This is a genomic window from Pseudomonas helleri (genome assembly GCF_045830615.1).
Classification (GTDB): Bacteria; Pseudomonadota; Gammaproteobacteria; order Pseudomonadales; family Pseudomonadaceae; genus Aquipseudomonas; species Aquipseudomonas helleri.
In genome coordinates this window covers 520,636-545,991 of sequence record NZ_CP174501.1, presented here as the reverse complement: position 1 = coordinate 545,991, position 25,356 = coordinate 520,636, and the positions used below count along the sequence as shown (strand labels likewise).

Annotated in this window: 28 protein-coding genes; 15 read left to right on the top strand and 13 right to left on the bottom strand. The window is 58.8% G+C overall.

Annotated features, from left to right (window positions below; translation table 11 throughout):
• Window positions 1-80: 80 nt before the first annotated feature.
• The 9 genes from ACJJU9_RS02610 to nrdR form a co-directional block, all read right to left on the bottom strand.
• On the bottom strand, window positions 81-875 hold the full coding sequence (locus ACJJU9_RS02610; protein WP_407729982.1) for a cobalamin-binding protein: 795 nt from the start codon (window positions 873-875) through the stop codon (window positions 81-83).
• Window positions 872-1,489 carry a GTP cyclohydrolase II gene (gene ribA / locus ACJJU9_RS02605; protein ID WP_278942266.1) on the bottom strand — a complete coding sequence of 206 codons (618 nt, stop codon included), beginning with the start codon at window positions 1,487-1,489 and terminating at the stop codon, window positions 872-874. Before ribA ends, ACJJU9_RS02610 begins: the two co-directional genes overlap by 4 nt.
• 138 nt (window positions 1,490-1,627) lie before the next feature.
• Window positions 1,628-2,587 carry a thiamine-phosphate kinase gene (thiL, locus tag ACJJU9_RS02600; RefSeq protein WP_407729981.1) on the bottom strand — a complete coding sequence of 320 codons (960 nt, stop codon included), beginning with the start codon at window positions 2,585-2,587 and terminating at the stop codon, window positions 1,628-1,630.
• A gap of 15 nt (window positions 2,588-2,602) precedes the next feature.
• Window positions 2,603-3,103, bottom strand: a complete 501-nt coding sequence (nusB, locus tag ACJJU9_RS02595) for a transcription antitermination factor NusB (protein ID WP_273220771.1) — start codon at window positions 3,101-3,103, stop codon at window positions 2,603-2,605.
• Window positions 3,100-3,576 carry a 6,7-dimethyl-8-ribityllumazine synthase gene (gene ribE / locus ACJJU9_RS02590; RefSeq protein ID WP_048367766.1) on the bottom strand — a complete coding sequence of 159 codons (477 nt, stop codon included), beginning with the start codon at window positions 3,574-3,576 and terminating at the stop codon, window positions 3,100-3,102. Before ribE ends, nusB begins: the two co-directional genes overlap by 4 nt.
• A gap of 91 nt (window positions 3,577-3,667) precedes the next feature.
• Window positions 3,668-4,759, bottom strand: coding sequence for a bifunctional 3,4-dihydroxy-2-butanone-4-phosphate synthase/GTP cyclohydrolase II (gene ribBA, locus ACJJU9_RS02585; RefSeq protein WP_048367768.1), 1,092 nt, complete (start codon window positions 4,757-4,759; stop codon window positions 3,668-3,670).
• A 16-nt stretch (window positions 4,760-4,775) separates the two neighbouring features.
• Entirely contained in the window at window positions 4,776-5,438 is a 663-nt protein-coding gene (locus ACJJU9_RS02580) for a riboflavin synthase (RefSeq protein WP_048367769.1), read from the bottom strand.
• Window positions 5,439-5,485: 47 nt separating this feature from the next.
• Window positions 5,486-6,619, bottom strand: a complete 1,134-nt coding sequence (ribD, locus tag ACJJU9_RS02575) for a bifunctional diaminohydroxyphosphoribosylaminopyrimidine deaminase/5-amino-6-(5-phosphoribosylamino)uracil reductase RibD (protein ID WP_173430600.1) — start codon at window positions 6,617-6,619, stop codon at window positions 5,486-5,488.
• Entirely contained in the window at window positions 6,616-7,080 is a 465-nt protein-coding gene (gene nrdR, locus ACJJU9_RS02570) for a transcriptional regulator NrdR (RefSeq protein WP_048367842.1), read from the bottom strand. The genes ribD and nrdR overlap by 4 nt, the downstream gene beginning before the upstream one ends.
• A 194-nt stretch (window positions 7,081-7,274) precedes the next feature.
• On the opposite strand from nrdR, the gene ACJJU9_RS02565 reads away from it, so the two are divergent.
• The 3 genes from ACJJU9_RS02565 to trxA are packed head-to-tail and all read left to right on the top strand — an operon-like array spanning window position 7,275 to window position 9,317.
• Window positions 7,275-7,724: a YbaY family lipoprotein gene (locus ACJJU9_RS02565; RefSeq protein ID WP_048367771.1), complete on the top strand. Its 450-nt coding sequence runs from the start codon at window positions 7,275-7,277 to the stop codon at window positions 7,722-7,724.
• Complete coding sequence (locus tag ACJJU9_RS02560) at window positions 7,721-8,410, top strand: class I SAM-dependent methyltransferase (RefSeq protein WP_407729980.1); 690 nt, start codon at window positions 7,721-7,723, stop codon at window positions 8,408-8,410. Before ACJJU9_RS02565 ends, ACJJU9_RS02560 begins: the two co-directional genes overlap by 4 nt.
• 31 nt (window positions 8,411-8,441) lie before the next feature.
• Complete coding sequence (gene trxA / locus ACJJU9_RS02555) at window positions 8,442-9,317, top strand: thioredoxin (RefSeq protein ID WP_407729979.1); 876 nt, start codon at window positions 8,442-8,444, stop codon at window positions 9,315-9,317.
• Between the two features lie 99 nt (window positions 9,318-9,416).
• Here trxA and ACJJU9_RS02550 read toward each other — a convergent pair whose 3' ends face one another.
• Complete coding sequence (locus ACJJU9_RS02550) at window positions 9,417-9,758, bottom strand: hypothetical protein (protein ID WP_407729978.1); 342 nt, start codon at window positions 9,756-9,758, stop codon at window positions 9,417-9,419.
• A gap of 131 nt (window positions 9,759-9,889) precedes the next feature.
• Between ACJJU9_RS02550 and ACJJU9_RS02545 the strand changes: the two genes are divergently transcribed.
• The 5 genes from ACJJU9_RS02545 (at window position 9,890) to ACJJU9_RS02525 (ending at window position 13,919) form a co-directional block, all read left to right on the top strand.
• A complete protein-coding gene (locus tag ACJJU9_RS02545) occupies window positions 9,890-10,447 on the top strand; it encodes a DUF2796 domain-containing protein (RefSeq protein WP_407729977.1) in 558 nt (185 codons plus the stop codon).
• A 140-nt stretch (window positions 10,448-10,587) separates the two neighbouring features.
• Complete coding sequence (locus ACJJU9_RS02540) at window positions 10,588-11,298, top strand: ABC transporter ATP-binding protein (protein ID WP_048373878.1); 711 nt, start codon at window positions 10,588-10,590, stop codon at window positions 11,296-11,298.
• Between the two features lies 1 nt (window position 11,299).
• Window positions 11,300-12,565 carry an ABC transporter permease gene (locus ACJJU9_RS02535; RefSeq protein ID WP_407729976.1) on the top strand — a complete coding sequence of 422 codons (1,266 nt, stop codon included), beginning with the start codon at window positions 11,300-11,302 and terminating at the stop codon, window positions 12,563-12,565.
• 10 nt (window positions 12,566-12,575) lie between these two features.
• Window positions 12,576-13,100 (top strand): DUF3299 domain-containing protein, encoded by a 525-nt coding sequence (locus ACJJU9_RS02530; RefSeq protein WP_153328488.1) that lies wholly within the window; start codon window positions 12,576-12,578, stop codon window positions 13,098-13,100.
• 120 nt (window positions 13,101-13,220) lie between these two features.
• Window positions 13,221-13,919: an OmpW family protein gene (locus tag ACJJU9_RS02525; protein WP_048373882.1), complete on the top strand. Its 699-nt coding sequence runs from the start codon at window positions 13,221-13,223 to the stop codon at window positions 13,917-13,919.
• Between the two features lie 74 nt (window positions 13,920-13,993).
• On the opposite strand, the gene ACJJU9_RS02520 is transcribed toward ACJJU9_RS02525, so the two are convergent.
• The 3 genes from ACJJU9_RS02520 to ACJJU9_RS02510 form a co-directional block, all read right to left on the bottom strand.
• On the bottom strand, window positions 13,994-14,923 hold the full coding sequence (locus ACJJU9_RS02520) for an NAD-dependent epimerase/dehydratase family protein (protein ID WP_407729975.1): 930 nt from the start codon (window positions 14,921-14,923) through the stop codon (window positions 13,994-13,996).
• Window positions 14,916-15,800 carry a sugar nucleotide-binding protein gene (locus ACJJU9_RS02515; RefSeq protein WP_123751644.1) on the bottom strand — a complete coding sequence of 295 codons (885 nt, stop codon included), beginning with the start codon at window positions 15,798-15,800 and terminating at the stop codon, window positions 14,916-14,918. The genes ACJJU9_RS02520 and ACJJU9_RS02515 overlap by 8 nt, the downstream gene beginning before the upstream one ends.
• Before the next feature lie 145 nt (window positions 15,801-15,945).
• Window positions 15,946-18,060, bottom strand: a complete 2,115-nt coding sequence (locus tag ACJJU9_RS02510; protein WP_407729974.1) for a mechanosensitive ion channel family protein — start codon at window positions 18,058-18,060, stop codon at window positions 15,946-15,948.
• Window positions 18,061-18,727: 667 nt separating this feature from the next.
• Between ACJJU9_RS02510 and ACJJU9_RS02505 the strand changes: the two genes are divergently transcribed.
• The 7 genes from ACJJU9_RS02505 (at window position 18,728) to ACJJU9_RS02475 (ending at window position 25,356) form a co-directional block, all read left to right on the top strand.
• The gene (locus ACJJU9_RS02505) at window positions 18,728-20,455 is read left to right on the top strand and encodes an AMP-binding protein (RefSeq protein ID WP_407729973.1); all 1,728 of its coding nucleotides are present in this window, start codon (window positions 18,728-18,730) and stop codon (window positions 20,453-20,455) included.
• A gap of 229 nt (window positions 20,456-20,684) precedes the next feature.
• Window positions 20,685-21,614 carry a hypothetical protein gene (locus tag ACJJU9_RS02500; RefSeq protein WP_407729972.1) on the top strand — a complete coding sequence of 310 codons (930 nt, stop codon included), beginning with the start codon at window positions 20,685-20,687 and terminating at the stop codon, window positions 21,612-21,614.
• Between the two features lie 27 nt (window positions 21,615-21,641).
• Complete coding sequence (locus ACJJU9_RS02495; RefSeq protein ID WP_048373891.1) at window positions 21,642-21,893, top strand: acyl carrier protein; 252 nt, start codon at window positions 21,642-21,644, stop codon at window positions 21,891-21,893.
• Between the two features lie 31 nt (window positions 21,894-21,924).
• Complete coding sequence (locus ACJJU9_RS02490; RefSeq protein WP_407729971.1) at window positions 21,925-22,803, top strand: hypothetical protein; 879 nt, start codon at window positions 21,925-21,927, stop codon at window positions 22,801-22,803.
• Window positions 22,800-23,372 (top strand): hypothetical protein, encoded by a 573-nt coding sequence (locus ACJJU9_RS02485; protein ID WP_407729970.1) that lies wholly within the window; start codon window positions 22,800-22,802, stop codon window positions 23,370-23,372. The genes ACJJU9_RS02490 and ACJJU9_RS02485 overlap by 4 nt, the downstream gene beginning before the upstream one ends.
• 2 nt (window positions 23,373-23,374) lie before the next feature.
• Window positions 23,375-24,364: a ferritin-like domain-containing protein gene (locus tag ACJJU9_RS02480; RefSeq protein WP_048373895.1), complete on the top strand. Its 990-nt coding sequence runs from the start codon at window positions 23,375-23,377 to the stop codon at window positions 24,362-24,364.
• A gap of 14 nt (window positions 24,365-24,378) precedes the next feature.
• Window positions 24,379-25,356, top strand: coding sequence for a hypothetical protein (locus tag ACJJU9_RS02475; RefSeq protein ID WP_407729969.1), 978 nt, complete (start codon window positions 24,379-24,381; stop codon window positions 25,354-25,356).

The following is a 25,356-nucleotide window of genomic DNA, read 5'->3' as shown; positions in this document are numbered from 1 at the left end:
ACCTCCTGATTGGGCGAATCATATCGCCCTTAAGAGGTGTCCGGGAGCATTAGGCCAGTTCACGGCCCCTCCTACAGGGATCAGGGGGCGATCTGCTCGCACAACCTGCCGGTTGCTTGCACCATTTGCCCGCTCGGGCGTTCCAGACCTTTATCACTCAACAGCACTAAACGCCCGTGTTTGACCGCATCCAGTTGCGGCCAGGCTTTCCAGGCGTCGAGTTGCGCCTGGGTGCTCGCAATGATCATGTGTGGATTGCGCTGCAATACCGACTCGACGCTGACTTGCGGGGCCGGGAGTTTGAGGTCGGCAAACACGTTACTCGCTCCGCACACGGCCAACGCATCGCTGATGATTTGCCCGCCGCCCAGGGTGTAGAGCGGTTGATCCCACACTTGGTAAAACACCCGCAGCGGCTTGTCACGGTGGTAGCGGGTGCGCAGCTCGGCCAGACGGGCGCGCAGTTGATCGGCCAGTTCCTGACCGCGCTCCGGGCGCCCCAAGGCGACGGCAAGGGTCTGGATCTGCTCAATCAGTTGATCAAGGGTTTGAGGGTCGGCGGTGTAGGTCGGGATGTTGAAGCGGTGCAGTTGCTCGCGCTGGGCAACGCCCACGCTGCCCGGCCAGAGCAGAATCAGGTCGGGTTGCAGGCTGAGTAAACGCTCGATGTTTAATTGGCCATAGCGGCCCACAGAGGGCACAGCGGCCAGTTCGGGAAGTGACTCGCCAGCGTCGAGGCGCCCGACCAGCAGGTCGGTGGCCCCCAGTTCAACAACGATTTCAGACAGCGATGGCGCCAGGCTGATCACTCGGCTGGCGCCCATGCAGGGTAAACCCACGGCCAGCAACAGGATTGCCAGCCAGTAGCGCTTCACGCCGGATCTGTCTCGCCTTGGTGCTGGTTGCCCATCATGTGCCCAAGCTTATTGGCTTTGGTTGCCAGGTACAGTTTGTTGTGCGGGTTGTGCCCGGTGTGCAGCGGTACGCGCTCCGCCACGGTGATGCCCATGTCGGTCAAGGCTTTGACCTTGCGCGGGTTGTTGGTCATCAGGCGCAGCGATTTGACGCCCAAGTGCTCAAGCATCGGCAGGCAGATGGCGTAATCGCGCTGATCCGCAGCAAAGCCCAGACGCTCGTTGGCTTCAACGGTGTCGGCCCCGCCATCTTGCAGTGCGTAAGCGCGCACTTTGTTCAACAGACCAATGCCACGGCCTTCCTGACGCAAGTACAGCAACACGCCACGACCTTCGCGGGCGATGGCCTGCAAAGCGGCTTCCAGTTGTGAGCCGCAATCACAGCGCTGGCTGAACAAGGCATCACCGGTCAGGCATTCGGAGTGCACCCGGCCTAATACCGGAGCACCGTCTGCCACGTCGCCCAAACTGAGCACAACGTGTTCACGACCCGTGGCTTGTTCTAAAAAGCCATGCATGGTGAATTCGGCAAAGGGGGTTGGGAGCTTGCAAGCAGCAACGAAAACGACGGGCACCATGTGCTCCTGATCAGTTTGAGGACTGGAAATTCGCAGAGTCGACATTGTAACAGGACGTTCCTACAGACGCTTAGGCTGAATTATCGGAGATAAATATCAAAAAGTTTGATAGCTCAGGCCCCGCGAACCTTCACATCACGCGTGAAAGTGCTGGTAACCACGGATTGCCGGGGTGATGTCCTGACCGTGCTCGTCGACAAGGCTGACGCCCTGCCCTTCAATTACGCGGCCGATGACGTGGATCGGCCAGCCGTCAGCGAGCAAGGTCGGCAGTTCAACGGCTGGCAAGGTAAAGGCCAGCACGTAATCGTCACCGCCGCTCAAGGCCGCTTTTCGCGCGCCCGCATCCCCCAAAAACTCTTGCAGGGCCAGCGACATCGGCACGCGGTCATTTTCGATCTGCAGGCCCACACGCGAAGCCAGCGCAATATGCCCGCAGTCAGCCAAAAGACCGTCTGAAATATCCAGGGCCGAGGTCGCTTTGCCACGCAGGGCCTGGCCCAGGGCAAATTGCGGTTGCGGTGACCAGTAATGCGCCAGCAAAAGCTCGGCAATTGCCGGGGCAGCGCTGCATTGGCCCAGGACCAGCGGCAATGCGCCCGCTGCATTGCCCAGCTCACCGCCCACGCATAGCAAATCGCCGGGGCGCGCGCCGCTGCGGCTCAAGGCTTGGCCCGTGGGCACGCGCCCAAATACGGTCAAGGTGAGGCACAGTGGACCGCGCGTGGTGTCGCCGCCGATCAGCCGCAGGTCGCACGCCTGGGCCATGACGTTCAAGCCACGGGCAAACGCGTCCAGCCAGGCGGCTTCAACCGTCGGCAACGTCAGGGCAAGGGTAAACGCAACAGGGGTGGCGCCCATGGCCGCCAAATCACTGGCCGCCACAGCCAGCGCACGCTGACCGAGCAAGAAAGGGTCGCAAGGATCTGCGAAGTGCACACCGGCTACCAGGGTGTCGGTGGAGATCGCCAGCTGTTCCCCGAAGGGAACATCCAGCAGGGCGCAGTCGTCGCCAATGCCTAAAGCAACGCCCACGCCGCCTTGCGCACAGGGCGCGGCAGCGAAGAAGTTGCGGATCAGCTCAAACTCGCCCATGGCCAACAGCGCGGGTTAGCGCTTGAACGCCTTGACTTCAGCTTCACGCAGGCGGGGTGCCAGTTTGTCCAGAACACCGTTGACGAACTTGTGACCGTCAGTGGAACCGTAGACTTTTGCCAGCTCGATACCCTCGTTGATCACAACGCGGTAAGGCACGTCGACACGCTTGATCAGCTCCCAGGTGGACAGGCGCAGAACCGCCAGTTCAACCGGGTCCAGCTCTTCGATGGTGATGTCCAGGCATGGCACCAGGGCAGCATCGATCTCGGTACGATTGGCCGGTACGCCGTGCAGGATTTCGCGGAAGTAAGCGCCGTCAACGTCAGTGAAGTCGTTGTCCACGCGAAACTGGGCTTCGATCTCGTTCAGCGAGTGCTTGGCCATGTGCCACTGATACAGCGCTTGGGTCGCGAGCTGACGCGCTTCGCGACGCTTGGCGCTCTTGGAGGGCTTGCCAGCATCCGCAGGTTTAGGATCGCGCGGGTTGAAACGATCGCTTTCGTCGGAAATCACTTGGCCTCCAACGCTGCCAGCAGGCTGACCATTTCGAGAGCGGACAGTGCAGCTTCAGCGCCTTTGTTGCCAGCTTTGGTGCCGGAACGTTCGATGGCCTGCTCGATCGAGTCAACGGTCAGCACACCGAATGCAACCGGTACGCCAAACTCCATGGACACCTGAGCCAAGCCTTTGGTGCACTCGCCAGCCACGTATTCGAAGTGCGGAGTACCGCCACGGATAACAGCGCCCAGGGCGATGATGGCGGCGAATTCGTTGCGCTGGGCAACTTTTTGCGCAACCAGCGGAATTTCGAACGCACCCGGTGCACGGATGATGGTGATGTCGCTTTCGCTTACACCGTGGCGAACCAGGGCATCAACAGCACCACTCACCAGGCTTTCGACGACGAAGCTGTTGAAACGGCCGACGACGAGTGCGTAGCGACCTTTGGGGGCGATGAAGGTACCTTCGATGGTCTTCAGGGTCATTCGGTATGTCTCGTATTAAAGAGCCAGAACGCACTTGCGTGCGTTCTTTAAGGATATTGGGCCACGAATCGGGACTGGAAATGTCCGGTCATTATTCGGCGGGCACGTATTCTACAACTTCCAGATCAAAACCGGATATGGCATTGAACTTCATTGGTGAACTCATGAGGCGCATTTTGCGTACTCCGAGGTCACGCAAGATCTGTGAGCCTGCTCCGACGATGCTGTAGGTGGTCGGCTTTTTCACCGGTGCGGCATCGGCGGTTTCGCGGATGTGCGCCAGCAATACATCGCCATCCAACGGGTGGCCCAGCAACAGCACCACACCGCTGCCCGCCTCTGCCACGGCGCTCATGGCGGCGCGCAGGCTCCAGCGGCCGGGCTGTTTGACCAGCAACAGGTCGCGCAGCGGGTCCATGTTGTGCACCCGTACCAGCGTCGGTTCTTCGGCGCAGATCTTGCCCAGGGTCAGTGCCATGTGCACGTCGCCTTCAACAGAATCACGATAGGTCACCAGGTTGAATTGGCCCAGTTCGCTGTCCAGTGGCTGCTCGGCAATCCGCTGAACGGTACGTTCGTGGATCATCCGGTAGTGGATCAGGTCGGCGATGGTGCCGATTTTGATGCCGTGTTCAGCGGCAAATGCTTCCAGCTCAGGGCGACGGGCCATGGTGCCGTCGTCGTTCATCACTTCGCAGATCACGCCGCTTGGCTCGAAACCGGCCATGCGCGCCAGGTCGCAGGCGGCTTCTGTGTGGCCAGCACGGGCCAGGGTGCCGCCCGCTTGTGCCATCAGCGGGAAGATGTGGCCCGGGCTGACGATGTCATCGGCCTTGGCGTCTTTGGCAGCGGCGGCTTGTACTGTGCGGGCACGGTCGGCAGCCGAAATGCCGGTGGTCACGCCGGTGGCGGCTTCGATGGACACGGTGAACTTGGTGCCAAAGCCGGAGCCATTGCGCGGCGCCATCAATGGCAACTTGAGCGTTTCGCAGCGCTCGCGGCTCATCGGCATGCAGATCAGGCCACGGGCGAAACGCGCCATGAAGTTGATGTGCTCAGCCTGGCAGCACTCGGCGGCCATGATCAGGTCGCCTTCGTTTTCGCGGTCTTCGTCATCCATCAGGATGACCATCTTGCCTTGGCGGATGTCTTCAACCAGTTCTTCGATGCTGTTGAGCGCCACGCGGCACCCCCTTATTTCAGGATTTTAGGTAGCCGTTGGCGGCCAGAAAACTTTCGCTGATACCACCCGAGGTCGGCTCGGCGGCTTTTTCGCCCAGCAGCAGGCGTTCGAGGTAGCGCGCCAGCAAGTCGACTTCAAGGTTGACCCGGCGACCTGGACGATAGTCGTCCATGATGGTTTCGCTCAGGGTGTGCGGAATGATGGTCAAAGAGAACTCGGCGCCATTGACCGAGTTGACCGTCAGGCTGGTGCCGTCGACGGTGATCGAGCCTTTATGGGCGATGTACTTGGCCAGTTCCTTGGGTGCACGGATGCGGAACTCTATGGCACGGGCGTTTTCCTCGCGGGAAATCACTTCACCTACGCCGTCAACGTGGCCGCTGACCAGGTGGCCGCCCAGACGCGTGGTCGGGGTCAGGGCCTTTTCCAGGTTGACCCGGCTACCGCTTTTAAGGTCGTTGAACGCGGTGCAATCAAGGGTTTCGCGGCTGACGTCAGCCATAAAACCGTTGCCCGGCAGCTCTACTGCGGTCAGGCACACGCCGTTGATCGCGATGCTGTCGCCGAGTTTGACGTCGCTCAGGTCGAGCTTGCCGGTCTCTACATAAACCCGCACATCGCCACCCTTTGGGGTCAGTGCGCGGATGTTGCCGATGGATTCGATAATGCCGGTAAACATGGGCGTTCCCCTTGAGAACAAAACCTGCGCTAAACGAAGGCTGAGAATTATACGCTTGCGGGCGACACAGGTATGGCTGTGACTCGCCAGTCATCCCCTACGGCGCGCATTTCTGTGATTTTGAGCAACGGCGCTTCGCTCATGTGGGTCAGCGGCAGCTCAAGCAACGGCCTCGCGGTCGACCCCAAAAACTTGGCGGCGATGAATATCTGGTACTCATCGACCAGGCCTTGCTCGGCAAAAGCGCCAGCCAGACGCGGACCGGCTTCAACCAGCACCTCATTGACACCACGGGCGGCCAGCGCCACCAGCAGTTTGCGCAAATCGACCTGGCCGTTGGCACCGTGGATCACCAGGCACTCGGGGCCGGTGCGGTATTGCTCGGCGGGCGGCACGCAGGTGGCGACCAAGGCCGGGCCGGCCTTGAAAAACGGTGCATCCAGCGGCACGCGCAAACGCCCGTCAATCAATACCCGCAGCGGCGGACGGCTGAGCGCCAGCGCGGTCAGTTCGGGGCTTAAGCCCAGCTCAGGCCCGCGCACGGTCAGGCGCGCACCATCGGCCAACACGGTGTCAGCGCCGGTCAGCACCACACTGGCTTCGGCGCGCAGGCGCTGCACGGCCGAGCGCGCAGCCGGGCCGGTGATCCATTGGCTTTCACCGTTGGCCATGGCGGTGCGGCCATCCAGGCTCATGGCCATTTTGACCCGCACAAACGGCAGGCCGTGTTCCATGCGTTTAAGGAAGCCGGGGTTGAGCGCCCGCGCTTCTTGCTCAAGCACGCCACTGCGCACGTCAACACCCGCATCGGCCAGCCGCTTGAGCCCGCGCCCGGCGACTTCCGGGTTGGGGTCTTGCATGGCTGCAACCACTCGGGCAATGCCCGCATGCAGCAAGCCATCGGCACATGGCGGCGTGTGCCCGTGGTGGCTGCACGGCTCGAGGGTGACGTAGGCGGTAGCACCACGGGCCAACGCGCCTGCAGCACGCAGGGCGTGGACTTCTGCGTGGGGCTCGCCCGTACGCTCGTGCCAGCCTTCGCCCACTACCTGCCCGTCGCGCACGATCACGCAACCGACCCGTGGATTAGGGTGAGTGGTGTACAGCCCTTTGCGCGCCAGTTCGATGGCTCGCGCCATGTAATGGGCGTCTAAAACAGCTTGTTCGGCGGTCAGGGTCATTCTTTGGAAGGCTCACGGGCGAGTCGATCGATCTCTTCGCGGAACTCGTTGAGGTCCTGGAAGCGTCGGTAGACAGAGGCGAATCGGATATAGGCCACTTCGTCGAGCTTTTGCAGCTCGGTCATGACCAGCTCACCGACGACCAGCGATTTGACTTCGCGTTCGCCGGTGGCGCGCAGCTTGCTTTTGATATGGGCCAGCGCAGCTTCAAGGCGCTCGACACTGACCGGGCGCTTTTCCAGTGCTCGCTGCATGCCGGCGCGCAGTTTTTCTTCGTCAAAGGGCTGACGACTGCCGTCTTGCTTGATTAGTCGCGGTAGCACCAACTCGGCTGTTTCAAAGGTGGTGAAACGCTCACCACAGGCCAGGCATTCACGCCGGCGGCGCACCTGATCGCCCTCGGCGACCAGACGCGAGTCGATGACTTTAGTGTCGTTGGCACCGCAGAATGGACAGTGCATGGTGGCGGCAACAAAAAATGGGAGGGCCATGGTAGGGTCTGTCCCCGTGTCAATGCAACCGCGACGCAATGAAGCGGGGACAGACCCTGGTGCATCCCGGTGGCAAGACAAGCCATAGGCTTTACGGTATACAGTCCGCCGACTACCTTTTTACACAATTTTTGACGTCGATTGACCTGCCGCTGGAGCTTCTCATGTCACTACGAACGTGTGTTTTGCTGTGTTTCGTCGGTTTGCTGGCCGCTTGCAGCAGCGAGCCTGCCAAACCGCCACAGACTCAAGTGCTGGCCCAGCCAGAAACCGACGCACCGGCTGATCTGGGGCCGCTGCCGGCGTATCAGCGTGAACTCAGCGGCGTGCTGACCGGGGCACCGAAAGGCGCCGAGGTGGAACTGGCGATCCTGATTGTTGACGAACGCGGCCGCCCGCAGGGGCTGATGGCCAGCAGCAAGATCATCGGCAATAACCAGCCGTTGCCCTTCAAACTGCGCTTTAACCCCGAAGCTTTTCCTGCCGGGGCACGGGTTGAGTTGCGCGGGCGGGCCAGCCAGTCCGGGCAATTGATCCTGCACCTGCCCTCGCGCATCATCAGCCAGCCGTCGACGCAGAATGTGGGCACCCTGGCCTTTGTCAGCGCGCCATGAACACACCGCTCGACCTGCAACAGTCTTTACGCGCATTGCTCGGCGATGCGCGCCTGGTCATCACCGAGCTGCCAGGCACGGCACTCAAGCTCTGGCTGATTGATGCGCAGAACATGGACCGTGAGTTCACCCCCGATGAGACCCGGCGTATTCTCTATGAGCCCCCGTATTGGGCCTTTTGCTGGGCCAGCGGCCTGGCGCTGGCGCGCTACCTGGACGAGCAACCGCAGTGGGTACAAGGCAAGCGCGTGCTGGACTTTGGTGCCGGTTCGGGGATTGCTGCGATAGCGGCGGCAAAGGCGGGTGCGCTGGAAGTGGTGGCCTGCGACCTGGACCCTCTGGCGCTGGCGGCCTGCAGGGCGAATGCCGAACTCAATGACGTTCAGCTGCATTATTCAAGTGACTTTTTTGCCGAAGCTGACCGCTTCGATCTCGTCCTGGTGGCAGATGTACTGTACGACCGCGAGAACTTGCCGTTGCTGGATCAGTTTTTGACTCGCGGCCAGCAAACGCTGGTCGCTGATTCCCGGGTGCGCGATTTCCAGCATCCGCTGTACCAACAACTGGGCAGCTTCAAGGCGCTGACCTTGCCGGACCTGGCCGAACCCCACGAGTTTCGCAACGTCAGCCTGTATCACGCGCAACGTACGCACGCGGCTTTAAGCCTGCCTGTGCAGCCTTTATAGTTGCCTTCATTTACCTGTTTCGAGACTCTTGATGAATCAGCCTACACCTTCTTACAGCTTCGACGTGACCGCAGCCGATTTTCAGAAGCTGGTGGTCGACGCTTCTCACGAGCAACCGGTTCTGGTGGATTTCTGGGCCGAGTGGTGCGCACCGTGCAAGGTGATCCTGCCGATCCTTGAAAAAATCACCGAGAGTTATCAGGGCGAGTTGCTGCTGGCCAAGGTGAACTGCGACGTTGAACACGCATTGGTTCAACACTTCGGTATTCAGAGCCTGCCGACCGTGGTGTTGTTCAAAGACGGCAAGCCGGTCGATGGCTTCCAGGACGCACAGCCCGAGTCAGCCATTCGCGCCATGCTTGAGCCGCACGTTGTGATGCCAGAGCCTGAAGAAGCAGACCCTCTGGAGCAAGCGCAGGCGCTGTTTGACGAGAGCCGTTTTGCCGATGCTGAAGCGTTGCTCAAAGGCATCCTGACTGAAGACAACACCAACGCCAAAGCGCTGATTTTGTATGGTCGCTGCCTGGCTGAGCGCAATGAACTGGCCGAAGCCCAAGCGGTGCTGGACGCGGTTAAAAGCGACGAGCACAAAGCCGAACTGGCGGGTGCCAAGGCGCAATTGACGTTTCTGCGCCAGGCGGCAGAGCTGCCAGACGCGGCTGATTTGAAAACCCGCGTGGCGCAAAACCCGCAGGATGATGAGGCGGCGTATCAGTTGGCGATTCAGCAATTGGCCCGCCAGCAATATGAAGGTGCTCTGGAGGGCCTGCTGAAGTTGTTCATCCGCAACCGCAGCTACAACGAAGGCATCACCCACAAAACCTTGTTGCAAGTGTTTGAGTTGCTGGGCAATGACCACCCGCTGGTGACGACCTACCGCCGCAAGCTGTTTGCGGCGTTGTACTAAGGTCAAAAATCTCTGGTAGGAGCTGCCGAGGCACGATGGCTGCGATCTTTTAAGATCAAAAGATCGCGAGCAAGCTCGCTCCTACAGGGGGGGGCGGGATTATTCGATCCAGCTGTAGAGCGGTGAGTCGACGCCGCTGACGACTTTGACCTGGCTGCTGTGGCGCAGGCGCACCAACAAGCGTTTGCCCGCGCCGGTGCTGCCTGTCAGGGCTTCGAGCTGGCTCAGCAGTTCCGGGCCGGTGATTTGCCCGGCGTTGCGCAGCAGGTCTTTGGTGGTTTCCCACAGCGCATCGTCCTGGCTTACGGGCCTGGCGGGCGTCGCAGCGACTGGAGCTTCGCTCACATTGAGTTGTGCGCCCAGCTTCGCCCAGTCGCCCTCATCCAGCTCTACGGTCAGGTCAACCGGCCAATCACCTATCGTTCCGCGAATTCGCACCATCGTCCTGCTCCTTAAATTTCATGGGGCATGCTCCCATGCGGCTTGCAGAACGCCAAGCACACGGGCAAAATCTCGAATTGATTGTTATAAGATTACATAACATTTAATTACATTTTTGCTGGAGTCGTGGTATGCGCCGTTTGCTTCTTGCTTTGCCGTTTGCTCTGTTGCCGCTGACCATGGCTTACGCCGCCGATCATGACCATGAACACGACAGCCTGGGTGCCCATGAGCACGGTGTCGGAACGTTGGATGTGGCTCTGGACGGCCCTACCCTGGAGCTGGACCTCGACGGTCCGTCCGTCAACCTCGTGGGTTTCGAGCATATTGCGACCACGGACACCGACAAATCCAAGGTCGATTCCGCACGCACTCAACTGGAAAACCCGCTGACCCTGTTCAGCCTGCCAAAGGCGGCTGGGTGTGTGGTTGAAGCCCAGGATCTGGACAGCCCGTTGTTCGAAGCTGCCCCTGAAGAAGCTGGTGCGGCAAAAACAAAACACCACCACAGCGACATAAACGCGCGCTATGCATTCACCTGCGCCAACCCCGACGCGTTGAAAGCACTGGACCTGGCCCAGTTCTTCAAGACCTTCCCGGGCACCCACAAACTCAAGGTGCAATTGATTGGTGGCAGCGGCCAGCAAGGTTCTGAGCTGACGCCTAAAGCGCCAACCCTGAAGTTCTAAACTCCCACTTTGTAGTCGCTGCCGAAGGCTGCGATGGGGTGCGCAGCAACCCTGCTGTTGAAGGTCCTGCGGCCCTTATCGCAGCCTTCGGCAGCGACTACAACGTCAACATTCTTATTGGCAGGTGATAACCCTTCCCCATGACCCAAGCACTTATCGAACTCAATGACCTGAGTTTCAGTTGGCCCGGGCAACCGGTGCTGCTGGATATTCCGGCCTTCCGTCTTGAACCCGGCGAAACGCTGTTTCTGAAAGGCCCCAGCGGCAGCGGTAAAACCACCTTGCTGGGTTTGTTGGGCGGCGTGCAAAAAGCCAGTCAGGGGACGATCCGTTTGCTGGGGCAAGAACTGAGTGAATTGGGCTCAGGCGCCCGGGACCGGTTTCGGGTTGATCACACGGGGTATATTTTCCAGCAGTTCAACCTGCTGCCGTTTTTGTCCGTGCGCGAGAACGTTGAACTGCCGTGTCACTTTTCTAAATTGCGCGCCAGCCGCGCCGCCCAGCGCCACGGCAGCGTTGCCAAAGCCGCGCAAACCCTGCTTGCGCATTTGGGCCTCAAAGACCCGGCCCTGCTGGAGCGCCGTGCCGACTCGCTGTCCATCGGCCAGCAACAACGTGTTGCCGCCGCCCGCGCGCTGATCGGCCAGCCCGAGTTGGTGATCGCCGATGAACCCACCTCTGCCCTCGATGCGGACGCCCGCGAAGCGTTTATCCAGTTGCTGTTTGCCGAGTGCCGGGAGGCCGGTGCCAGCTTGCTGTTTGTGAGCCACGACCAAAGCCTGGCCACGCTCTTCGACCGCAACCTGTCGCTGTCTGAACTTAATCGCGCCGCTACACCGGCAGAGGTCTGAGATGTATTTGTTTCGCCTAGCCCTGGCCAGTCTGGCCAACCGACGCTTCACCGCGATCCTCACCGCATTCGCCATCGCCCTGTCAGTGTGCCTGCTGCTGGCAGTGGAGCGGGTGCGCACCGAAGCTCGCGCCAGCTTTGCCAGCACCATCAGCGGCACCGACCTGATCGTGGGTGCGCGTTCGGGGTCGGTCAATTTGCTGCTGTATTCGGTGTTTCGTATTGGCAATGCCACCAACAATATTCGCTGGGACAGCTTCGAGCATTTCGCCAATAACCCGAAAGTGAAATGGGCGATCCCGATGTCCTTGGGTGACTCGCACCGCGGCTACCGGGTGATGGGCACCAGCGAGGCGTACTTCGAGCACTATCAATACGGCCATCGGCAAAACCTTCAGTTGGCCAGCGGTCGTGCCTTCCAGACCGATCCTTTCGAGGTCGTGCTAGGCGCCGAAGTGGCCGAAGCGCTGCATTACAAGCTGGGTGACAAGCTGGTGCTGGCCCATGGCGTGGCTGCGGTCAGCCTGGTCAAACACGACGACAAACCCTTCACCGTGGTCGGTATCCTCAAGCGCACCGGTACGCCCGTGGACCGCACGCTGCATATCAGCCTTGGCGGCATGGAGGCGATCCATATCGACTGGCACAACGGCGTGCCTGCCCAGGGCGCTGCGCGGGTCTCGGCCGACCAGGCGCGCAATCTGGACCTGACGCCTCAGGCCATCACGGCGTTTATGCTCGGCCTGAACAGCAAGATTTCGACCTTTGCCCTGCAACGCGAGATCAATGAGTTTCGCGGTGAGCCGATGATGGCGATTCTGCCCGGTGTGGCGTTGCAGGAACTCTGGAGCCTGATGAGCACCGCCGAAAAGGCGCTGTTCGTGGTGTCGCTGTTTGTGGTGCTGACGGGATTGATCGGCATGCTGACGGCCATTTTGACCAGCCTTAATGAGCGCCGCCGCGAGATGGCGATCCTGCGCTCGGTCGGTGCACGGCCCTGGCATATCGCCACGCTGCTGGTGTTTGAAGCCCTGGCCCTGGCTTTGGCAGGCGTGGTGGCAGGCGTCGGCTTGCTGTACGTATGCATCGCGCTGGCACAGGGGTATGTGCAATCGAATTACGGGATCTATTTGCCGCTGGCCTGGCCAAGTGAATATGAATGGACGCTGCTCGGCGGTATTCTGGCAGCCGCCCTGCTGATGGGCTGCGTACCGGCATGGCGCGCTTACCGACAATCGCTGGCCGATGGTCTGTCCATTCGTTTATGAGCTCAGGTTAATGAAAAAAGCTGCGAAGTCTGGTGTGCTGCTGGCGCTGTTTCTCTGGGTGTGCATGCCCTTGTGGGCGGCCGAGCCGAAAGAGCTGACGTGGTCAGAGATGATTCCGCCAGACGCGCCGCCAGAAGTGCCGAACATGACGCCGCTGCATGACCTGTCGCAAATGGGCGATATGGAGGCCGCTCCGGCGGCCAAGCAGGACTTGCCCAACGCCCCCGTGGTCACGCAACTCGATGGCCAACTGATTCGCCTGCCGGGGTACATCGTGCCGCTGGAAGTCAATGAAGAGGGGCGTACCACGGAGTTTCTGCTGGTGCCGTACTTTGGCGCGTGCATCCACGTGCCGCCTCCGCCGTCCAACCAGATCGTGCATGTGACCAGTAAAGTCGGGGTTCAGGTTGACGAGTTGTATCAACCGTACTGGATTGTCGGTGCCTTGCAGGTCAAGCCCAGCACCAGCGATTTGGCTGACGCGGGCTATCAGATGGATGCACAAAAGATCGTGGTCTACGAACTGCCGGACTAACCCGGCAGCTGTTCACGAAATTTTCACGTCTTCACTTTTCATTGAGCTGGGTCAACAGAACGGGCCCGGCTGCTCATTACCATTGGTTATATAAATTTTAAATATCCCAATGGAGCTCCCATGCAAAAGTCCCTGCTTAGCGCCGCCGCGCTTGCGCTTGCCGTTGTCGCACCGTTGGCCCACGCGCATTCCGAGGGTGACATCATCCTCCGCGCCGGTGCCATTACGGTAAACCCAAAAGCCGATAGCTCCCACGTCAAAGTGGACCGCGGCTCGTTGGGCGGGACCGATCTGGGCGGCAAGGCGACCATGAGCAGCGACACGCAACTGGGCCTTAACTTTGCCTACATGATCACCGATCACGTGGGTATCGAACTGTTGGCCGCGACGCCGTTTGAGCATGACGTGAAACTCAAAAACACTGGCCTGCCACAAGCCAACGGCAAGCTGGGTACCCTCAAGCACTTGCCGCCAACCCTGAGCGTTGTGTACTACCCGCTGGACTCCAAGTCGGTGTTCCAACCGTACGTGGGTGCCGGTATCAACTACACCTGGATCTACGACGAGCACGTGGGCAGCCGCGCATCGGCTGAAGGTTTCGACAATTTCCGCGCATCCAACTCGTGGGGCGTGGCCTGGCAGATCGGTGCTGACTACATGCTGACCGACAACATCATGATCAACGCCCAGGCGCGTTACATCGATATCGACACGCACGCCTACGTCAACAACAGCGCCGTAGGCGATGGTACCCGCGCCAAGGTCAACGTCGACGTTGATCCTTTCGTGTACATGGTCGGCTTGGGTTATAAGTTTTAAGCGCGCAGCGCTTGGCTAAAAGCCACAAAAAAAGGCGCCTTTGAAGGCGCCTTTTTTGGTTGTGTGTCAGAGCATTAACGCCCCAGCAGGTGGGTCAGACCGATGTTCATCGGTGTGGTTTCATCGAGGGTGAAGCGCTGCAGCAAGCGACTGTTGTTCGCACGCGAGTGACGGATATCACCCGCACGAGCCGGGCCGTAGCTGATTGGTGGCAGCTCGCCGACCACTTCGCTCAAGGCTTGGAGCATTTGCTTGAGGGTGGTGGCTTTGTTCAGGCCCACGTTGATGGCGCCCTCTTCAACCTGTGGCGCTTCAATGGCCTGCACCAGAATGCCGACCAGATCGCCCACGTAGATAAAGTCTCGGGTTTGCTCGCCATCGCCAAAGATGGTGATTGGCAGGCGATTTACAGCGCGCTCGCTGAAAATGCTGATCACCCCCGAATACGGCGAGGATGGATCCTGGCGCGGCCCGTAGACGTTGAAGAAGCGGAAAACCACCGGCTCCAGCCCGTGCTGGCGGCGATAGAAATCCAGATAGTACTCACTGGCCAGCTTGTCCGAAGCATAAGGGGTCAGCGGCGCTTTGGGTGTGTCTTCAACAATCGACTCGCCCTCACCGTTGTTGCCATAGACCGCAGCACTGGAGGCAAACACCACACGTTTGACGACCGCTTCGCGCATGGCTTCGCACACATTGAGCGTGCCGACAAAGTTGCTTTGGTGGGTGCTTACCGGGTCGTCTACCGAGGCCTGCACCGAGGCCACCGCGGCCAGGTGCACGACTGCGCTGCAGCCGGCCATGGCACGCTTGACCAGGGCCGCGTCGGCGACGTTGCCTTCGATGAGTTCGACCTTGGGGTTATCCAGAGGCAAGTTGCTGCGTTTACCCGTCGACAGGTCGTCGAGGATCCGCACGGCATAACCTTTGGCCAGCAAGCGGTCCACCAGATTGGAACCGATAAAGCCGGCACCGCCGGTGATTAAAACGGGAGCATCAACCATGACGATAAAACCTGTCCAGTAAAGAAGGGAGCCCTGCACGCCAGGCGCGAGGTTTGATCCCGAAGGTGTGAAGGATTTTTTTACAGGCCAGTACTGCATGCTGTGGCTCTTCAGAGGCATCAGGGCATGCAGCGTGTGCCTGCGGGGTTGGCGCCTGGACGGCCAGCGGGTGCAAGTGACGCGCTTCATCCAGGATGGCCTGGCCCAGCGCCAGCGGCGTTGTGGCCTCATGCCCGGCGTAGTGGTAAGTGCCCCACAGCGGCGCCGCGCAATCGAGTTGTTTGAGCACCGAAATAATGACCCGGGCAGCGTCATCGACCGGCGTCGGGTTGCCGCGTCGATCATCGGCCTTGAACAATTCGCCGGGCTTTTCTGCCTGAGCCAAAAACCGGCCCAGACTGCCTTCGGGGCTGTCATCGAGCAACCAGCCGAAACGCAGCAGAACATGTTGCGGGCAGATGGCACGCACGCTTTGTTCAATACGCCACAATGCCTGACCGCGCAGGCCGAGCGGGACGGGTTCGTCTTTTTCGCTGTAGGCCGTGGCCCGCGATCCGTCAAACACTCGGTAGCTGGAGGGCTGAAGCAAGGTGATGCCGTGGTGCTGGCACAACTCAGAGAGCCGCTCGACCGCCCGTTCTTGGTCGGCAAGGCGTGTTTCGCTCACGCTCCGCGCCTGAAACCAGTCGAAGTAGTACGCAAGGTTGATGACGGCATCCGGACGGGTCTCGTCCAGCAGCTGCGTCAGGCTCGCGGCGTCCCAGCCGTCTTGCGGCGGACGCGGGGCGAGGAAATTGATGTCTTCCTCGGCACCCAGACGAATCAGCGCCTGCCCGAGAGCATTTCCGCCGCCCAATAACATAAGGCGCATTCGCATAGAGTGTGCAGGCTCAGTCTATTCAGAACGGTGATATATACCAGAAAACCAACCGTGGAAGCTGTTGGCCATGATCAAGACCCCACCATTTTGCGGGTTTCTGTGCGTGTCGTCACTGACAAACTGCGCAGCTGGTTATTTGCCATCACTGTGATGAAGGCGGCATATCAGGCAACAAAAGCGTAGAACGCGGCGGTTCGGCTGCCGCTTGCGCGGTTTGCCCGGTGTCACGCGCAGGTATCAAAAAGCCCTGTGGATAATGTTGTGCAAAATGTACATCGGCTGAATTATCCACAAGCTTTTTCAGCCGCTCATTGAATGCCCGCGTAATAGAGCCCTGCGCACCGGACATGGTTCTGAACTGCGCGGTAATCGTGACCCCGTCGAGGTTCATGCTGTCGATCCCGTACACGCTCATCGCCCCCTGCAAACTGAGGCTGAGCAACGGGTCGTCGCTGATCTGTCGCCCTGCCTCGCTGATCAAGTCCGAGGCTTTATCCATATCGCTGTCATAGGTGAACTGGACGGCGAAATACGCGTAGGCAAATTGCCGCGAATGGTTGATCACCGCCTTGATCTGACCAAAGGGCACCGAATGCACATAACCGCGCGAATCGCGCAGCCTCAAGGTACGGATAGTCAGCCCTTCGACCGTGCCGGCGTGGTTGGAGTCGATCTCGACCCAATCGCCCACAGAGATGGTGTCTTCTATAAGGATGAACAGCCCGGTGATGACGTCTTGCACCAGTTGCTGGGAGCCAAAACCGATCGCCAGGCCAATTACTCCCGCGCCCGCCAGAAACGGGGTCACGTTCACGCCCAGGTTGGCCAGGGTGGTGATGGTGAAGATCACCACCAGCACCACTTTTATCGCATTGCGGATCAACGGCAGGATGGTTTTGATGCGGGTGCTCGGTGCATGAGTGCCGCGCCGTGTGACCGGAGGCTCCAGAACTTGCTGAATGGCGGTATCCATCACCACCCAGGCCAGCCAGGTGACCAGAAAAATCAGCAGGATGTGCCCAAGCGAATCACTGATCACTTGCCCCGTGTGGCTATCGGAGGCAAACGCCAGCACGGAAAACCCCCAGATTTGCGCCAGCAATTCGATGAAGGCCACGGCCAGCAGAATGCGCAACAACACATACATCACCATCATCAAACGCACCCGATAGGCGCCGTTGGAGCGCAGGAGTGTGGTGAATGAGTGGTGCAAAAGAGAACCCAGAAACACCGTTGCAATCAGCAAGCCTGAGGTCAGCAGTGCACTGCGCAGCGCCCGCCCACTGTCCTCACCGATGCCCACCAGGTCCAGCGCCGAGACCAGCAGCATGAGCAGAATGGGCCAATACCAGAGCACCGAAAAAATCCGCAGCGATTCCTGGAAAGCAGGCTGCCCCATGCGCTGCCCCAGTGCTCGATTGCGAATCAGTTGCCCCACTGGACGACGCAACTTGATCACCAGATAAGCGAAGACGGCGCACGCGACCAACCCCGAGAATATAGAGATACAACTGGCGACATTGGCGCCCAGCGTGAGCCTGACCTGCGGGGTGTCCATCCCGTCACTCAACGCGGCAAAGAATCCCATCGCAAACAACGGACGCACGCAGTGCTGACGAATAATCTGCACGGCGGGCCGTTTGAGACCGGCATCGAGCATCGCGATCAACAACATCACCAACGCCGCACAAAACACCCCGCTGCTGCCGGCATAGGTCAAACAGACTGCTAGAGAACGACCAATTGAGCTGGGCAGCAAGCGGCTGCCGAACACAATAACGACCAACGACAGCAGCGCGGGCAGCAAGTACGGTAACCCGGCGCGCAACAGCCTTTGCATGCGCGGACGTGCTTGCACGACACGAGTGTTGTTCAAAGACCGCACCAGCAGTCTGCCCGCCAGCATCAGCCCGGCAAAAACAGCAGACCAGATGACCAGCAACACAAAAAAGTCGCCCACACCATTTTTATCGGGCTGCTCGACCACCTTGTCGGCCAGCACCCCGGCTTCATGGGCTGCCCGCTCAGCACGCAGGCGCCAGATATCCAGCAAGTGCTTGCTCAGCCCCAACTGGTCCTGCACATCATCAATGCTGGAACCCAACACCCCGAGCAGCCCGCCGTCTACCAGCACCGGCGGTTTGCCGTCGGTCTCTTCAGCTTTGATGACCGAGGCCAGGGTGGGTGCCGCTTGAAGCATGCCGTTGCCTGACAGCAACAGGATGAGGAACACAAAAACTGTTTTGAATTTGGACAAACCCGGGGCCCCATGCACATCCTTGATAGACCCACCGTACCAAATGATCAGGTTCGATACAGGGCACGTCTGTGTTTTCGATCACCTACAGCGTAGTCAATGCCACCTCTGGCGCCAGCAATCATCGACCGGGGGCTGCCTGAAGTGACCGCCATAAAATACACGGCCAGACAAAATGTGTAACCCGAAGATCAGACGCCAGAAACTTCATACGCACCAAACAGCGATACAAGTTCTCAATATGTGAAGAGCATCACTATTATTAGAACTTCATACAAGAGCGAATAAACGACAACTTTAAAACAAGCTTAAACCCATAAACCCAACAACTTTATCAAGGCAACACGCACGATTCAAAGCCGGCACCCCTTACAAAAAGCAAAAAACGCGCAGACTGTTTAAATACAAAACACCCTACATAGCACACCTAATGTTTAGACGATTAAACAACTACAAACCCACTTCAAAACAAAACAACAACGCAGTGCACATACCCATGTTTACGTAAATGAAAGTTTTCCTGACATATTTACAAACATAATTTCATCTATTAGAGTCGTTCGAATAGGGCATTACAGGCTTGAACCCTCATTCGAGTACCACACTGCACTTTCACTATTTAATAGCCTTGTTTGTCTGACTGCCCGGAGATCGGAAATTGGAAACAATGATCGATGCTATTTTGTGCGCCCTGGATAACCCACAGCAAAGTGCACTGCGCCACATTACGGTTACAGAAGAGAACGGGGAAGAAAAAAGCATTTCCTATGCGGCGTTGGCACAACAAGCGTTGGCAGTCTCTTCAGCCCTGATCGAACTGGGGGTTGTTCGTAATGATTTGGTTATCCTTGCCCTGCCGGCTTCCATCGATCAATTAGTGTTACTGACCGGGTGCGTTTTGATTGGCGCTTTGCCTTGCACGGTAGCGCTACCCGGAAGGCTGATGGCCGACTCCCCGCGCAACCAGATCTACGTGGCCTGTCAGTTGTTTGCACCACGCTTGCTGATCGCATCCGAGAGCAACACCCCCGCACTCCAGAGCTTGCTTGCCCACCTGCCTGTACGGGTGTTCTCGAGCGCAGAAGTGAGGGTTGCAGCCAGTGCAGGGTTTCCAGTGCGCGTGGAGCGCTGCCAGGCAGATAGCGGCCATCATGTGCAACTGACCTCGGGCTCGACCGGTCGCCCCAAGGCCGCCATCCTCAGTCATCAGAATGTCATCGCCAATGTGCGCGGTATCGGCGGCGTGGTGGGTTACAGTGTTGAGCGTGGCGACGCCTCTGCGTCCTGGCTGCCGCTGCATCACGACATGGGCCTGGTGACGCTATTGTCGAACCTGTATTACCAGGCGCCCCTGCTGTTGATGCAACCGGCCAGTTTTATTCGCAACCCGCTTGGCTGGCTCAAGCGCATGTCCAGTTTTGGCGCAACTACCACGGCTGCGCCGACGTTCGCCCTGCAGTATTGCATTCGCCGTTACCGCGAAGCGTCAATGAAAGACGTCGACCTGAGCAAGTTGCGCAATATCTTTGTCGGCGCCGAAAGGGTCGATGAAGCCTGCCTGAAGGAGTTTGCACAGACTTTTGCACCGCACGGCCTTTCACGTTCTGCGCTGCAACCGTGTTACGGCATGGCGGAATCGACGCTGGCGGTGACCATGCATAACACAAACTTCAATTACGACAAGCAGGCGCTCTCCTACGTCATTGCTGACCGTATCGACTCCGGCGCAGTGATCGACCATTGGCAGGCTCGCCGCGCCGACGCCAACACTCGCAGGGTAGAAACCGTGCTGTCGATGGGGCGCCCGATTGAGGGTATGCAGGTTGCCGTGAAGGCGCTGGACCGTTCTGACGCCAAGGACCGTGAAGTCGGCGAAATCTTTATACGCGGTACGTCAGTCATGTCCGGCTATTTGCCCGCTGAAGGCCAGACCGAGCAGTACCAAAGCGGCGACTGGTTTGCCACCGGTGATATTGGTTATCGAGTGGATGAACACTTGTTTGTCCTTGGCCGCAAGAAAGAACTCATCATTATTCGGGGCAGTAATTATTTCCCGCATGAAATTGAAGACGTTATTGCATCACACCCTTTACTGGCCAGCGGTGGCAATGCAATAGCGGCTTTCGGTATCTACGACGAAACACAAAGAACCGAGAGCTTGGCGATTCTGATCGAGCTTGATGCCAAACAGGATCAAATAGAACTGCGTACTCAACTTCAAAACCAATTACGCGACAAGTTTGGATTTGGTGCTCACGCCATTACCTTCGTCCCTCCCGGAAGTTTGCCACGCACCACCAGCAACAAACTTAAGCGTCTGGAATGCCGCAGCATTTATCTCCAACTGGCATTGGACAACACAGATAAATCCGAGACAGCGCAACTTATTAGTTAACGCACAAGCAACGCTGTGACATCGACACGCTGACGCACTGCACCTTTTAATTACTGGGTCACTCACTATGCACACTTTGATGCAAGGTGGGGAGACGGGTTCGTCATGCCATTCATTATTGAATGTGTGTGCGCAACCGGTTCTTCACCGCTTATCCCTCTATGGCGAACTTCCTGCTCAGTTGATCCAGATTATTTCGCGCGCCTCAGTGCGACTGATGGATTCAGACATGTTGATTTCGCAGACGATGCACAACTATGAGGCTGCCGAACAATTAAACCGGCCCTCGGTGGCTCTGTCGCAGCCGACCCATGATCTGGAAACTATTCTGGAGCGCATTGAGCAAGACGGTCTGGCGTTGCACTACCGATCCTTCATGCAGAACTTCGCCCATTTGTTTTCGCTGTTTCTGACACCGGATCAATACGAACGGGCACGCGCCAGCATTGATGCAGGCAGCGCCCTGCGCTTCCTGATGAGTGATGCCGGCGGCCCTACCCTCACGAGCTGGCGCACGATCGCCCAGCCGGAAGGGGATGGTTTCAAGCTGCACATCGACAAGGTCTGGGGCATGTACGCCAACCTAGATGGCATGGCAATCGTTGCCGCCCGCACACCTGGCTCGTTTTTCCCGTCGGCCTTCCTGGTCTGGCCCGAGCAATACAAAACCCTCAAGCGAACGCTCTGCGGCGAGCCCTTTCTGGGCGATGTCGTGCAGTTGGGGAACGTCAAGGGCACGGTGCAGGTTGCCCAGGAAGATCGCCTGAAAGTGGGCGGGCCTGCGGTACTCAATAAATACCTGACGACAGTACGACCTTTTCTGGTGCGCGCACTGATGGCCCATCTGGAATGGCTGGCAAGTCAGGGGCGCCTCGAACTCACGCCAGACGAGCGCGCGTCTCGCGACTTCATCGCCGCTGCCGCACGCACCAAGACGCTCGCCGACCGCTACGAGAGCGAAGACGTACACCGCGTGCTGGCACTGAAACTCGCCTCCAATGAACTGCTTTTGCATCTGGTCAGCCGCGGCGCCGTGGCGAGTTTTCTCGACCAGCGTGACCTGTTGGCGTTTACCAAAATGGAAGGCAGCTCTTACCGCTGTTATCACGAATTGCGCGCAAGCATGCGCGTGGCCAAGCCTGAACCCGAGTCAATTTAACCCGCTGTACCCCCAGGAGAAGCACCTATGACAACGACGACTGACACCCTCAACACGCTGGAACTTCTGAAAAAGGAAGCCGCCAAGATTCTCAATATCGAATCCGTCGACACCCATGTCGGCCTGGGCGAACTGGGTATCGATTCACTCAACGTGGTTGAGCTGATCGTCTATTGCGAACAGCTCTACGGATCCATTGATCCTGAGCAACTCAACATCACGCAGTACACCACCCTGGAGCAAATCGACAGCCAGTTGCAGCAGCAACAAGTCGCCTGATCGCCAGCCACCCTCATACCAGAAGCTCACCATGTCGAACTCGCCGCCCTTTGCATCAACGCCGTCGCTTGGCACCGTTCCGGCTTTCAGGGTCCATACGGTTGCTTACCGGCGCACCGAAACGCCCTTTGTGTCGCCCCAGGTCAGCCTGGAAGATGCGGCGTTGGCGCTGGGGCAGCGGGTCGGCGATGAGGCTTGCCGTTATGCAAGCGACGCAGGCCCCATCGACGATTACGTGGTGAGCTCTACCGTGTTGTCGCAGTTTTTGGCTGACGGTTCACCCCATGCAGGCTATTTCCAGGAGGCGCTCGCCAGCCGTTACGGGCGCCACCCTGACTGGGTCACCAATGCCTACGAATGCACGGGCTGGGGTTTCATCCTGCGGTATATCCAGGGCAAGGCTCAGTTCAACGGTCGTCGCAGGCTGTTGCTGCAGATTGTTGATACTGATATCCACAATTTTACTTACTGGTTAGGCAACAACCGTTGGGGCAAATCCGGTTTTGGCATCTGCACGTTAGTGATTGATGTGATGCCAGAGCCCAACAACATGCTGCTCATCGGCACTGCAAGCCAGGCTAATGCCCTGCTGCAATTAGGGCGAAGCCTGCGCAGTTTCACCGAAAGCCGGCCTGGCTTAGGCGTCGCGGTACCGTTTTTTCCCGAGATGTCGCGCCGCGCCCTGTTCAAGTGTTTCGACACGGCTTGCGTGCACGCCGACCATTATCAGCGATTCGGTCATTCCTTCGGCAGCGACCCCTGGCTTTCGCTACTGGCCGAGCTGGGCGCAGGCTCCGCGCACCCCGGCAGCGACTGCATCGTGTCTTCGCTGGCAATGAACGGCTATTTCTCGATTGCCCAGATAACGCTCGCGCCCGATCTGCACTTTGCACTGGAAGGTGAAATGTGAAGAACGCACACACCTGTTCGCTGCTGTTGCAGCGCAATCCGGATCACAACCGGGCGATTCCCTGTTCGGCTCGCAACCTGCCACTGTTCGAAACCCACGACTATGCACGCCGCAGCGTGTACGCACACGACAACCCCACGCCGGTGCTGGTCAACAACCCGCAGTACTACACCCTTCTGTCGACGCTGGCCCGGCACATTTGGGACAGCTGCGGCGAACAAACGCTGATCCTGGCGCAGGTACGCATGCCGTCCATCGACCTTGCGTTGCCAAAAAACCTGCTCGATCCACGCGTAACGCTGGGCGCCCACTTAAGCAATGAAGCCTTGTTCTGGGCACGCCAGATACCGACACCGGTGGTCTGGATCAGCGCCGAACAGATTCGGCGCGACCTGTGGGACGGCGGCGATAACCGCCTGCACATCACAGCCTGGAATTGCCCACCAACGCCAGCCATCTCCGAGTGGTTCTTACCCGAACTGGACTGCTTAACAGCGCAGGTGCACCCATCACCTGTGCATGAGCCGTTCACCACATCTCAACCGAAATGCACGCACGTACAGGGGTGATCATGCAAACAGAGCACGAACAGACACTCGATGATGGCCAGCCGATCAAGTGGAACTTCTCGGTCGATGCGTTCATGTCGCAAACCTACGACTTCAGCGATGACAGCTTGAATGCGCTGTATCAGAAGACCAAGGCCAACCAATGGGATGTCAATACCGACATCGACTGGAGCTACGAGCTCAACCCGGACAACCCTCTGGGCATGCCGGACGGCACGTTGCTGATCTACGGCACCGATGTCTGGAACAAAATGAATGAAAAAAACCGTGCCGAAATTCGCCATCACTCTCAAGGCTGGACCCTGTCACAGGTGCTGCACGGTGAACAGGCGGCCTTGATCTGCGCATCGAAACTGGCGGTGGCCGAAGAAAGCCTCTCGGCCCGACTCTGCGCCGCCGGGCAAATCATCGATGAAGCCCGTCATATCGAAGCCTTTGGTCGCTTGGTCAATAGCAAGCTGCCCATCAGCTACCCCATGAGCAAGGCGCTCAAAGGCCTGCTGGAAGAGACCATTACCACCAACAAACTCGACATGACCAACCTGGGCATGCAAGTGCTGGTGGAGGGCATTGCGCTGTCACTGTTTCAAAGCATGGTCGCCTACACCAAAGACCCGTTCATCAAAGACTTGATGACGCGTATCCAGCGCGATGAAGCGCGCCACTTCGCCATTGGCCGTATCACCCTGGGCAGTGTGTACAAAGAAATGAGCAGCACTGAACGCAAGGAACGCGAAGAGTTTGTGGTGGAAGGGGCTTACACCTTGTACGAGCACCTGTGCGCCGACGACATATGGGAGCCGATGGGCTTATCCAAAAGAGAGTGCAGCCACCTGGTCAGGAGTTCGGAAGTGGCCAACTCCATGCGCCGCTCCATTTTCCGGCGGCTGGTACCGACCATCCGCGAAATGGGTTTGCTGACGCCCCGTGTGAGCGATGCCTTTGAAAAGCTCAGAGTGCTGGACTACGCCGCCATGCCGATGCCGGCTTAACAAGGAAGACAGTCATGATGCCCCCAACTACTGCGGCAACACACAGCCCCGCCCCCTTCACCATCGGTATTGACGCCGCCGCTTACGAACTGCCCGGCGAACGCCAGGACCTTCATGACTGGGCTCAGCAGCACAAGTTGCCCGCCGAGCGCTTTGAGATGATCCGCAATGCGGGCTGCCGTTACTTCCATGTGTCACCGGACATCGACGAGGTCGAGCTGGCCAAGCGCGCAGTCGCTCGCCTGCAAGACGAGCAAGGCTTTAAAGGCAGCGACATCGGGGCGGTGATCCACGTGCATACCGGGCTGTTCAGCGTACCGCCAGCACCACGCAGCCTGCCGCTGGAAGTGGCCACGGCATTCGGCATAAAGCCTGTGTGGGCCGGGTCAATCGCACAGCTCAATTGCTCCTCGATCAGCGTCGCCATTCAGATGGCCCAGGCGCTGATGAAAGTGCACAGCCAATTGCACTCGGTGCTGATCGTCTCGTCCGACCGCGTCTTCATTGAGCGTTACCGAGTGTTGCAGGCGAGCATTTTAAGTGATGGCGCGGGGTGCTTGCTGGTGACCCGTAACAGCCGCCGTAACCGGGTCGGCGCGACGGCCGTGCGCAATTATGGCAGTTGGTATTTGGGCTCCGTGACCAACAACGCGGTGAAACAGGCCATGTTCAACCTGGAGTGGCACTACACCCGCAAAGTCATGATGGAAGCCGTGGCCGACTGTGGCATCGCGCTCCGCGATTTCACCTGCATTCTGCCTTACAACTCCAACCACTCTGGCTGGAACGCCTTCTGTAGCGCCATGGCGATTCCCGCCACCACGCTCTATACCGACAACATCCTGAACAAAGGTCACTCCTTTGGTTCGGACCTGGCGATCAACCTGGCCGACAGGGGCTTGAGCAAGGTCGATGCCGGGGCACACCTGATGAACATCACGGAATCGGACAACGGTTCATTTTCGGCCTTGACCCTTCATCCGGTGAATTGA

Bases quoted from the DNA above. Each gene is read 5' to 3' on its own strand.
- thiL (WP_407729981.1), bottom strand. From the start codon at position 2,587: ATGGGCGAGTTTGAGCTGATCCGCAACTTCTTCGCTGCCGCGCCCTGT.
- ribE (WP_048367766.1), bottom strand. From the start codon at position 3,576: ATGACCCTGAAGACCATCGAAGGTACCTTCATCGCCCCCAAAGGTCGC.
- ACJJU9_RS02580 (WP_048367769.1), bottom strand. From the start codon at position 5,438: ATGTTTACCGGCATTATCGAATCCATCGGCAACATCCGCGCACTGACC.
- ribD (WP_173430600.1), bottom strand. From the start codon at position 6,619: ATGACCCTGACCGCCGAACAAGCTGTTTTAGACGCCCATTACATGGCG.
- nrdR (WP_048367842.1), bottom strand. From the start codon at position 7,080: ATGCACTGTCCATTCTGCGGTGCCAACGACACTAAAGTCATCGACTCG.
- ACJJU9_RS02565 (WP_048367771.1), top strand. From the start codon at position 7,275: ATGTCACTACGAACGTGTGTTTTGCTGTGTTTCGTCGGTTTGCTGGCC.
- ACJJU9_RS02560 (WP_407729980.1), top strand. From the start codon at position 7,721: ATGAACACACCGCTCGACCTGCAACAGTCTTTACGCGCATTGCTCGGC.
- trxA (WP_407729979.1), top strand. From the start codon at position 8,442: ATGAATCAGCCTACACCTTCTTACAGCTTCGACGTGACCGCAGCCGAT.
- ACJJU9_RS02550 (WP_407729978.1), bottom strand. From the start codon at position 9,758: ATGGTGCGAATTCGCGGAACGATAGGTGATTGGCCGGTTGACCTGACC.
- ACJJU9_RS02545 (WP_407729977.1), top strand. From the start codon at position 9,890: ATGCGCCGTTTGCTTCTTGCTTTGCCGTTTGCTCTGTTGCCGCTGACC.
- ACJJU9_RS02540 (WP_048373878.1), top strand. From the start codon at position 10,588: ATGACCCAAGCACTTATCGAACTCAATGACCTGAGTTTCAGTTGGCCC.
- ACJJU9_RS02535 (WP_407729976.1), top strand. From the start codon at position 11,300: ATGTATTTGTTTCGCCTAGCCCTGGCCAGTCTGGCCAACCGACGCTTC.
- ACJJU9_RS02530 (WP_153328488.1), top strand. From the start codon at position 12,576: ATGAAAAAAGCTGCGAAGTCTGGTGTGCTGCTGGCGCTGTTTCTCTGG.
- ACJJU9_RS02525 (WP_048373882.1), top strand. From the start codon at position 13,221: ATGCAAAAGTCCCTGCTTAGCGCCGCCGCGCTTGCGCTTGCCGTTGTC.
- ACJJU9_RS02520 (WP_407729975.1), bottom strand. From the start codon at position 14,923: ATGGTTGATGCTCCCGTTTTAATCACCGGCGGTGCCGGCTTTATCGGT.
- ACJJU9_RS02515 (WP_123751644.1), bottom strand. From the start codon at position 15,800: ATGCGAATGCGCCTTATGTTATTGGGCGGCGGAAATGCTCTCGGGCAG.
- ACJJU9_RS02505 (WP_407729973.1), top strand. From the start codon at position 18,728: ATGATCGATGCTATTTTGTGCGCCCTGGATAACCCACAGCAAAGTGCA.
- ACJJU9_RS02500 (WP_407729972.1), top strand. From the start codon at position 20,685: ATGTTGATTTCGCAGACGATGCACAACTATGAGGCTGCCGAACAATTA.
- ACJJU9_RS02495 (WP_048373891.1), top strand. From the start codon at position 21,642: ATGACAACGACGACTGACACCCTCAACACGCTGGAACTTCTGAAAAAG.
- ACJJU9_RS02490 (WP_407729971.1), top strand. From the start codon at position 21,925: ATGTCGAACTCGCCGCCCTTTGCATCAACGCCGTCGCTTGGCACCGTT.
- ACJJU9_RS02480 (WP_048373895.1), top strand. From the start codon at position 23,375: ATGCAAACAGAGCACGAACAGACACTCGATGATGGCCAGCCGATCAAG.
- ACJJU9_RS02475 (WP_407729969.1), top strand. From the start codon at position 24,379: ATGATGCCCCCAACTACTGCGGCAACACACAGCCCCGCCCCCTTCACC.